Here is an 869-nt window from a genome sequence, read left to right as displayed (position 1 = left end):
CTCGATGATCTGACAACCAGAGACCAGCGTATGATGTTCGGAATTTTGACAATGGTACATCTGGCAGACAGTAAAAAACAGTTGGATTCCGATACGGAATTATTATTGTCGATAGCAAGAAAGCATCTGTGCCAGATGGCAACATTAAAGTGGCAGCAAGTGGACGGACTCAATACAGTGCTTCCTTACGGACTGCGAAAGATCAATGCCCTGCGTACATTGACAACGGAATCAACGGCTGTTTTAATCCCGTTCCATACACAGGAAATCCTGCAGCCGGGCGGTATCTATTATGGGCAGAATGCAGTCAGCAAGAACCTTCTGGTAGCCGACCGGAAGAAACTGATGAATGGAAACAGTTTCCGGTTGGGCGTCAGTGGATCAGGAAAGAGCTTTTCGGCAAAAGAAGAGATTGTGCATCTGGCATTGAGTACCGATGACGATATCCTGATTCTTGATCCGGAGTCCGAATTCACAAAATTAGTAGAGGCTCTGGGTGGACAGGTTGTAAAAGTATCTGCGACATCAGACAATCACCTGAATGCAATGGATATGGACGCAGCCTACGGCAATGAAAAGAATCCACTGATTGAAAAATCGGAGTTTATTCTGTCTGTATTTGAACAGTTGGTTGGAGCAGGAAACCTGTCAGCAAAAGAAAAGTCAATCCTGGACCGCTGTGCTGCAGATGTGTACCGGGATTATATCCGAAGTGGTTATACCGGAGAAGTTCCGACATTGAAAGATATGTACCGACAGTTGATGTTACAGCCGGAAGAAGAGGCAAGGGGACTTGCACTGTCATCCGAACTTTTTATCAATGGAAGCCTGAACACCTTTGCACAGCCGACCAATGTGAATAAGAAGAA

At 45.6% G+C, this 869-nt stretch carries 1 protein-coding gene; it reads left to right on the top strand.

The genetic code is table 11. The annotated features are described in order from the left end of the window. A partial coding sequence (locus DXC04_RS15395) for a VirB4-like conjugal transfer ATPase, CD1110 family (RefSeq protein WP_118661334.1) occupies nucleotides 1–869 on the top strand: 869 nt, incomplete at both ends.

It is taken from the genome of Dorea sp. OM07-5, from assembly GCF_003481355.1.
In the GTDB taxonomy this organism is placed as follows: domain Bacteria; phylum Bacillota; class Clostridia; order Lachnospirales; family Lachnospiraceae; genus Dorea_D; species Dorea_D hominis.
The sequence above is the reverse complement of the archived record's forward strand: the minus strand, read 5'-3'. Positions and strand labels throughout refer to the sequence as shown.